The 9,413-nt window shown below is 31.4% G+C and carries 6 protein-coding genes; 5 read left to right on the top strand and 1 reads right to left on the bottom strand.

What is annotated here, in order from left to right; all coding sequences use genetic code 11:
* The first annotated feature begins 67 nt into the window (after positions 1–67).
* From CQA44_RS10145 to CQA44_RS10125, 5 genes are all read left to right on the top strand, one after another.
* The gene (locus tag CQA44_RS10145; protein ID WP_115547128.1) at positions 68–1,555 is read left to right on the top strand and encodes an MFS transporter; all 1,488 of its coding nucleotides are present in this window, start codon (positions 68–70) and stop codon (positions 1,553–1,555) included.
* Positions 1,556–2,525: 970 nt separating this feature from the next.
* A complete protein-coding gene (locus CQA44_RS10140; protein ID WP_115547127.1) occupies positions 2,526–3,755 on the top strand; it encodes an ankyrin repeat domain-containing protein in 1,230 nt (409 codons plus the stop codon).
* A gap of 17 nt (positions 3,756–3,772) precedes the next feature.
* On the top strand, positions 3,773–5,584 hold the full coding sequence (locus tag CQA44_RS10135) for a pyruvate/oxaloacetate carboxyltransferase (RefSeq protein ID WP_258865004.1): 1,812 nt from the start codon (positions 3,773–3,775) through the stop codon (positions 5,582–5,584).
* A 19-nt stretch (positions 5,585–5,603) separates the two neighbouring features.
* On the top strand, positions 5,604–6,428 hold the full coding sequence (gene zupT / locus CQA44_RS10130) for a zinc transporter ZupT (RefSeq protein ID WP_115547126.1): 825 nt from the start codon (positions 5,604–5,606) through the stop codon (positions 6,426–6,428).
* 17 nt (positions 6,429–6,445) lie between these two features.
* Entirely contained in the window at positions 6,446–7,831 is a 1,386-nt protein-coding gene (locus CQA44_RS10125; protein WP_115547125.1) for an NAD(P)H-hydrate dehydratase, read from the top strand.
* A 58-nt stretch (positions 7,832–7,889) separates the two neighbouring features.
* On the opposite strand, the gene CQA44_RS10120 is transcribed toward CQA44_RS10125, so the two are convergent.
* Positions 7,890–9,413 (bottom strand): SLAC1 anion channel family protein (locus CQA44_RS10120; RefSeq protein ID WP_115547124.1); only part of this gene is annotated, 1,524 nt, incomplete at its 5' end.

Below are 9,413 nucleotides of genomic sequence, written 5' to 3'. Positions count from 1 at the left end.
AGTGGCGTAATTCTTCACCGTCCTTGTAATCTTCCTATTATTAATTTTTATCAAAAAGGAGACTTCTATGAAAAGCAATAAATCTTTATGGCTTTTTACCATACTCTTAGCTGTCTTTGTTGTGCCAAGCTCTATTTCAGGCACTGCTATTGCTTTGCCTTTCATCGCTCAAGAGTTAGGAAATCAAGCGAGTGCTTTGCAATGGGTTGTGAATGCGTTTAATTTGTTCTTCGCAAGTTTTACGCTTATTTGGGGAGCAATGGCGGATAAATTTGGGGCAAAAAAATGTCTTTTATTTGGTGTGTTTATCTATGTGCTTGGTTCTTTGCTCTCTATTATCGCACGAGATTTATTACTGCTAGATATAGCACGCGCTTTAGCGGGGATTGGTGGGGCAAGTGTCTTTGCTTGTGGGGCAAGCTTGCTTATTAGGAACTTTCAAGAAAAAGAGAGGGCAAAAGCCTTTGCTTTCTTTGGGACAACAGCGGGGCTTGGAATAACCTTTGGACCAACGATTTCTGGGCTACTCATTGATGTTTTTGCTAGCACTTTTATAGGGGATATGCTTATTTCCTATCGTGCTATTTTTGGCTTTCATTTTCTTATTCTAACCCTCGTATTACTTTTAAGTCCTATTTTACCAAAAGATAATTCTAATGAATTAGCAAAAAATCCTTTTGATATACTTGGTGCATTCCTTTTTGTGGTATCGCTCTTTTCTTTTATGGCATTTATTACTTCTCTAGCCTATTTTGATAGTCAAACGCTTATTGCATTGATTGTATTTGTTGTTTGTGGAGGTTTATTTATGGGGCAGCAAAAATCCCTCCACGCAAAAGGCTTATCCCCACTCCTTGATTTAGAAGTGCTTAAGAATAAAAAATTCTTTGGTTTTAGCCTCGTTACTGTGATTGCTGGCTTTAGCTTTGTGGTGCTTTTGACTTATTTTCCAAGCTTCTTGCAAGCTGTTTGGGATTTAAGTGCTTCTGTTTCAGGCTTGTATATGCTTGCCCTTACCACACCTATGCTTTTTTGCCCCTTTCTTGTTTCAAAAATGCTAAATGCTCAGTGGGATACAAAGAGGCTTACACTTATGATGTCGCTTTTAATGAGTGTTGGGCTGATTGCTTTGGCTGGGATTTTGTATTTCCTCCCAACACAATGGCAAATATTGCCTATTCTTTTGCTTTTATTTATTATCGGTGTGGGAATGGGCTTACACGCTGGAGGGATTGATAATCTAGCCTTAAGCAGTGTAGATTCTAGCAAAGCAGGGCTAGCAGCAGGGGTGCTTAATTCTTGTAGGTTAGGGAGTGAGGCTGTTGGAGTGGCTTTATATGGTGCATTAATGCTTGTTTTTATCACTCTAAGTATAACTTCAGCAGGAATAAGCACAGAAAATATCCCCATCATTGCGAGTGCAAATCTTGCTATGCTTGAAGATAAGACAATGGGGCTTTTAGTTTATTTGCATTCTTTTTGCGCTGTTATAGCGATTTTAGGGGTTATTTGTTGTTTCTTTTGCGTGGCTATATGGAGACTGCTTAAGGATTAATAATTTGCATAGGATTCTAATGATAAATAAAGTTAGAATCCTATATTTATATTTCAATGTATTATAAATTCTACAAAATATTACTATGAAGTTGAAAATAAAGTTAAAAATATACTAAAGATTTAAAAACTATTGTTGTTAATATTCAAAAAGTTTATCCAAACATTATAGATATAATAGAGTATTCAAGAAAATTGTTTTAAAGAATCTAAAAGAAATGTAAATGCTAGATTTCTATCTTTTATTTGCTTAATAAAATACAAATTAAAGCAAAAAATTATAATAGTTAAGGTTATAATAACTTGAAAAGATAAGAATGATAGAGTTTAATGCAAGAAATTAGCAATACTAGTTTGCTATGGAATATAAAGATAATACTAAAAAAACTAAATGATAATATTTAAAGTATATTTTTTAAGATTGTTTGTATAATTAGAAATTTTATAATATATAATAAAAAAATCCTTTATTGGATTTTATTAGTATATTCTCCTAATTACTTTTCTTAATTTAATACTATTTTATTTTTTGCTTACAAAAAGTTTTTAACAAATCAAAATTTTTGTTTAATTTATATCTTTATGTAAATGGCTAATATTTGTTATCTTATTTTTTATAATTATTGCATATAATCATATTTTATAGTTTAAGATAAAAACTAGAATAAAATAAATTATTTTTAATATAATATATTTAAAGTTAGCATTATTAATTAAATAAAATTTAGAATTATTGGTGATAGATTATTAATAAGTAGTAAATATTTATTAGAATAATGAAGCTAAATATCTTATAATTATCTTAATAGGATAAAATTTATAAAAGTGTTTTTATAAAATATAATTAAATAAAATTTATTGCAAATGGCAAATATTATTTAAAATTACAATAAAAGCTAACCTCTTAAAATATTATTATTTTTAAGTAGGATATAATATTATTTCAAAAATCACAATATGGAGAGAAATAAGTGGGTGTTTTAGAACAAGAGTTTATTAGATCTGTGATTGAGAATAAAATTGATAGTGCAAAATATCTAATCAATAATGGAACAAATATTGATGTGATTGATAATAATGGTTGCACAGCATTAATGTGGGCTTGTAAAGATGGTAATTTGATGATGGTTAGATTTTTATTAGAAAATGATGCAAATGTAAATATTACAGCAAATAATGGTTATAGTGCATTTATGTTTGCTACCCAAAGTGGAAATAAAGAGGTTGTTGAATTACTTCTTGATTTAAATGTTGATATTAACCAAAAGGATAATGATGGCTGGAGTGCTCTTATGAGTGCTGTTAGTGAAGGGCATATTGATATAGTTAGGCTTTTAGTTGAAAATGGAGCAGATGTGAATGCAAGAAGGAATGATCAAACAACAGCATTGATGCTTGCTAGTTCTTTTAATTATATTGAGATTGTTAGATTCCTACATAAAAATGGCGCAAATATTAATGCTGCTGATGAAAATGGTTGGAACGCATTAATGTGGGCATCTTCTTTTAAGCATTTACAAGTAGTTAAGTATTTAATCAATAATGGAATTAATATCAATGCTGCTAAAAATGATGGTTATACAGCATTAATGAGTGCATCATTTAAAGGACATTTAGAGGTTGTAAAATTTTTAGTTGAAAATGGAGCAGATGTGAATGCTGCTAAAAATGATGGTTATACAGCATTAATGAGTGCATCATTTAAAGGACATTTAGAGGTTGTAAAATTTTTATTAGATTCTGGTGCTAAATTCCAACCAAATATTAATAATACTTGGAACGCATTTATTTGGGCAGCTGAAAAAGGACATTTAGATATTGTAAAATTATTACTTAAATTTGGTGCAGATATTGATGATATTGATAATGATGGCTGTTCTGCTCTAATGCTTGCTGCGTCAGAAGGACATTTGGATGTTGTAAAATTTTTAATTAAAAATGATGCTTTTATAGATGCTAGGGATTACAATAATGTAACGGTTTTAATGAGGGCTGTAAATAGTGGGAATCTAGATGTAGTTTATTACTTAGTTGAAAATGGAGCAGATATATTTGCACTAGATAATTTCAATAATACTGCTTTTAGTATAGCTTCGTCAAATGGTTATAGCGATATAGCACAATATTTAAAAAAAGAAGGTCATAGACAAGAAGAAATGAAAAGAAAACAAGCCCATAAACAACTTTTATTAAAATTATAAAATATATGAGGTATAAAATGTCAAATAATATAATTAAAATAACAGAAAATTCTTTACGTGATGGACATCAATCTCTACTTGCAACAAGAGTAAGAACGGAGGATATGATAGAAGTTGCAAAAATTTTTGAGGATATAGGGTTTTATAGTGTAGAAGTTTGGGGTGGAGCAACTTATGATACTTGCCTTAGATATTTAAAAGAAGATCCATTTGAGAGATTGGCTACATTTAAAACTATATTTAAAAAAACACCTATGCAAATGTTACTAAGAGGACAGAATCTAGTAGGTTATAGACATTATGCAGATGATGTTGTAAGAGAGTTTATTAAGCTTTCAGCAGAAGGTGGTATTAGTATTTTTAGAATCTTTGATGCACTAAATGATATTAGAAATCTTAAAACTAGTATTGAAGAAGTAAAAAAACAAGGAAAGTTAGTTCAAGGAGCTATTAGCTACACTACTTCTCCAGTTCATACTACACAAGGTTTTGTTGATTATGCAAAAGAACTTGTAAATATGGGTGCTGATAGTATTGTTATAAAGGATATGGCAGGGCTTATTACACCTTTTAATGCTTTTGAACTTGTAAAAGCTCTAAAAGATAATATTGATGTTCCATTAGTTTTTCATACTCATAGCACTGCTGGATTTGGTTTTGCATCTCACTTAAAGGCTATTGAGGCAGGAATTGATATTATAGATTTAAGCAACTCTGCTTTTGCAGGTGGGACATCTCACCCTTGTACTCAATCAATGGTTGCTACATTAAAAGGCACTAAATGGGACACTAAACTAGACATAGCAAAGATGGAAGAAGCTGCAGATATACTAAGAAAAGTTCGTAGAAAATATAAAAAATTTGAATCTTCATATAGTCAAATAGATACTAGAGTTCTTGTTAATCAAATCCCCGGTGGTATGATTTCAAATCTTGCAAATCAGTTAAAAGAGTATAATGCACTTGATAAAATGGATTTAGTATTAGATGAAATTCCAAATGTTAGGGCTGATTTTGGATACCCTCCACTTGTAACTCCAAGCTCTCAAATAGTAGGCACACAGGCTTTATTGAATGTATTAACGGGTGAGAGGTATAAGAGTATTGGTAAAGAAGCAAGAAATCTTGCAAGAGGTTTCTATGGTAAGACTACTACTGATATTAGTAAAGAATTAAAAGATAGATTATTAGATTTAAAAGAAGAATTTATCACATCTCGTCCAGCTGATTTACTACAACCAGAGTTAGATAAGGTAAAAAAGGAAAGTAAAGATTTTGCATTTAGCCCAACAGATGTAATTTCATATGCAATTTTTGATTCTATTGCAAAAAATTATTTTAATGAGAGAAATCTAAATGATTTAAAACCAGAAAGCATAGAAATATTTGAAGATGTGAATGAAGAGCTTGACAAAGAATTTAATATTACGGTAAATGGGGAGCAATATAATATTAAGATTGAAGGAAGTGGTCATTCTAACAATGGAATTAAACCATTTTTTATAAGGCTTGATGGAGAGTTAAAAGAAGTATATATAGAACAACAAAATAAACTAAATTATAATGATGAAAAACTAGCAAAACAAAATAACAATAGTCAAATTATTGCAAATAAAGATGGTCATATAAGTTCAAATATGCCAGGAACTATTAGAAAGATTAATGTAAAAATTGGTGATGAAGTAAAAAAAGGTGATGTTGTAGCTATTGTTGAGGCAATGAAAATGGAAAATGAAATAACATCTCATATAAGCGGCATTATAAAAGATATTTATTTAGAACTAGATTCTCAAGTAATTACTAATCAAGCAATTATGCTAGTAGAATAATGTAGTTTTTAGGAAGTATATGGAGATAAGTATTTTTTTACAAGCCTTTATGCTAACTTTGTTAGCTGGTATTAGCACTGCTATTGGTGCATTTTTAGCATTTTTTAAAACAAAAGATGAAAGCAGGATTCTATCATTTGGACTTGGGTTTAGTGGAGGGGTTATGGTATATCTTAGTTTTGTTGAGATTTTACCAAAGTCAATAGATTATTTTTCAAAAGTAAATTCTAATAATTCAGATACTTTTGGTGTAGTTTGCTTTTTTATAGGAATGCTAATAGCATTTGGAATTGATTTTTTAATTCCTAATGATGTCAATCCACATGAGCTAAAATCACAAAATGAGGTCTATTGTGAGTTAGATTCTAGACATAAGTATATTTCAAAAAATCATTCTATACATAGAACAGCAATTTTTACAGCAATAGCTATTACAATACATAATTTTCCGGAAGGTTTTGCAACTTTTGTTTCTGCTTTAGATAATTTTACATTTGGACTTAGTATTGCAATAGCTGTTGCAATACATAATATTCCTGAAGGTTTGGCTGTATCACTCCCAATTTATCATGCCACAGGTAATAAAAGTCAAGCTTTAAAACTTACATTTCTATCAGGTTTAGCAGAGCCTTTAGGTGCTGTTGTTGGTTATTTTATATTAGCCCCAATTTTGGGTGAATATACTCTTGCCATAGGATTTGGTGTAATTGCAGGTATTATGGTATTTATTTCTATTGACAGCCTACTTCCAAATTCAAAATTAAATACAAAAGGACATGAATCTGTTATTGGTGTGCTTTTTGGTATGGGAATAATGGCATTTAGTCTTTTATTATTAAAATAGTTAATGAGGCGGTAATAGTGAAAAATATATATAAAAATGTTGATTTCTTAGATAGAGAAGCAATAAAAAATTATAATTTAAATAATGAACTTTTAATGGAAAATGCTGCTTGTGTAATGGAACAAGTAATTGATAAATATGCTAGTGCAAATTCTATGATTATTATAGTTGCAGGTATTGGGAATAATGGTGCTGATGGATTAGCTCTTGCTAGAAGGTTAATAGGAAAATATAATATTAAAATTTATATGCCAAATGAGCCTAAAAGTGAGCTTTGTAAGATTCAAAAACAAAGGGTAGAGTTACTTGGTGGAAAATTTATTGATAAATTATTTTTATGTGATATTGTGGTAGATTGTCTTTTTGGAAGTGGTTTTTATGGTGTTTTAAGTGATGAAATTAAAGAAATAATTTCTCAAATGAATTCTATATCAAGACTTAGAATAGCGTGTGACATACCTAGTGGTATTTTAGATGTTAATATGGATTCCAAGTATGCCTTTAAAGCACATATTACAATTAGTATGGGAAGTTTAAAGTTAGCTTATTTTAGTGATTTTGCAAAGGATTTTATAGGTGATATTATAGAAGCAAATCTTGGCATTTCAAAAGAAAGATATGAATTGGAGACAAATATAAAACTATTAGAGACAAGTGATTTAAAATTACCTAAAAGAAATTTTCAAAATGCCCACAAAGGTAATTTTGGGCATAGCTGCATTATTGCAGGTGAAAAAGAAGGAGCTTGCATTTTAAGTGCTATGGCAGCGTTTGCTTTTGGTAGTGGATTGGTTAGTATTATTGGTAATGTTAAAAATTTACCATATCATATTATGAATACTAATTATTTGCCTAAAAATTGTAATGCAATAGGTTTTGGAATGGGATTGGGAGAGAGAATTAATAAATATGATTTTGATTTTATAGGAAAAATACCAAGTGTGCTTGATGCAGATATGTTTTATCATGATGGTTTAAAGAAAATGTTAGAAAATGGGAATATTATTTTAACTCCTCATCTAAAGGAGTTTGCATCTCTACTTAGAATACTTAATTTTGGTAGTTTTGAAATTAGTGATATTATTAAAAATAAATTAGATTTAATATTAGATTTTTCTAAAAATTATCCAAAAATTCCACTTATTTTAAAGGGTGCAAATGTTTTTATTGCTTATAATGAATATATTTATATTAATAATTTAGGAAGAAATAATCTTTCAAAAGGAGGTAGTGGTGATGTGTTAAGCGGACTTATAGTTTCTTTATTATCACAGGGTTATTCTCTTATTGATGCAAGTATTTCTGCCTCTATTGCACATACTATGGCAAGTATTAACCTAAAAAATACTTATTCTTTAGAGCCATTAGATTTAATCAATGAGATAAAAAAATTAGAAAATTAAATTTAATACATTATAGATTTAAATTTTATAATAATATATTTAGTTATTTTCTAACTCTTCAAGCAAGGTTCTTTAGCTCTCCTTTGAGAATCCCTCCTAATGTGCGAAAAAGTAGCCAGATAAACGCTAAGGTTACAAAGCATAAGAGTATCGATGAGAGGGAAAAGAAAAAGACTTTTGCATAAGAAAAATCGCCCATCTCTGAAAGCTCCCGAGGTGGCAATCCTTTTATGTCAAGTGTTGAGATGGCGTTGCTGATTTTGAGGCTTGCGATACAGAGTGCTGCTAGGGGGAAGCTAATCGCCCACCACGAGATTCTAAAAGGGCAGCATTGCTTGATTTTCAACACTTGAGGCAGGAGGGCAAGAAACAAGAATAAGCCCATAAATAGAAGCAAAAAGCCAAGTTGGTCTATACCCACATCATTGATGATAAAAAGATTCTGATTGATGAGAGAAAAATCCCTTATTAGCACGGTGTATGCACTCACACCCACGCCAAAGGGAGCAAGCAGTATGACTAAGGTTGGCATTAGCTTTTCGGGGAGCTTTTGAAAAAACACAATCCGCCCTAAAATCAGCACAAAAAGCACAATCGTAAAGAAAAACCCCACTGCTACGCAGAATCCAGTGATAATAAAGCTAATTTTTTGCAAAATCTCAATATCGGTAAAACTAGGTATCGCCAAAGGAATATCAAGCAGTCCCACCACAGGAATAATCCACGCAGGCGTAATGTGTGAAAGCTCAATCTTTTCAGCAATCCAAAAGCTAACAATATGCACACTAAAAGCAAACATCATCATAGCCCCAAAAAGCCATATCACAAAGCTAATCCCTTGAGGGACGCAGAGTATTTGCAGGGCAAGGGGGATAAGCAATAGGCTAATAGCCAATGTGCCAAAAAAGGGGCGGGTGAGGGGAGAGGTGAATTCCTGCTTGAAACTCTCAAAATTGGTGATGATTTTAAGCGTGTAGGTGCTAAATATCCCCATAAATGCCACCACTGCCAAGAGAGCAAAGAATAAAGCAATAAGGTGAGGGGCTAAAACATAGATGCTGTGCTGAGTGATGTCTCCCTTGATAATCCTGATAACAACTGTGCCAATCGTCTCACTATTAAAAAATGCGATATTATTTGCCATATTTTCCCACGCTACGCTCATCGCACTAAGCCCCATACACGCACCAAAAAAACTCACAGGCAAATAGCTAAAATAGCCTTTTGTAGCAGGGCTTGTAGGGGCTTGGTTTGTTGTGGTTTGGTTTATAGAGGGCTGATTCAATAAATATTGATTCATAGAGGCTTGGTTTGCGGAAACTTGATTTGTGGGGGTTTGATTTGTTATATCGTGATTTACGGGAGATTGATTTATTGTAGCGTCATTTGTATGATATTGATTTGTGGGGGCTTTATTGATAGGGGGCTGATTGATAGGAGCTTTATTTGTGGTGGCTTGATTGATAGGGGGTTGGTTTGTCGCAATATTATTTGCAGAAGAAGCGAGATAGGGATTCTCATTATTGCTTTGTGTTTTGGTATCCCTAAGCATGGCAGATAAATCTGTGGAATCTATGAGATT

Source organism: Helicobacter sp. MIT 14-3879 (genome assembly GCF_003364125.1).
The sequence above is the reverse complement of the archived record's forward strand: the minus strand, read 5'-3'. Positions and strand labels throughout refer to the sequence as shown.

Excerpts from the sequence above, each read along its gene's own strand:
- zupT (WP_115547126.1), top strand. The coding sequence starts at position 5,604 with ATGGAGATAAGTATTTTTTTACAAGCCTTTATGCTAACTTTGTTAGCT.
- CQA44_RS10135 (WP_258865004.1), top strand. The coding sequence starts at position 3,773 with ATGTCAAATAATATAATTAAAATAACAGAAAATTCTTTACGTGATGGA.
- CQA44_RS10145 (WP_115547128.1), top strand. The coding sequence starts at position 68 with ATGAAAAGCAATAAATCTTTATGGCTTTTTACCATACTCTTAGCTGTC.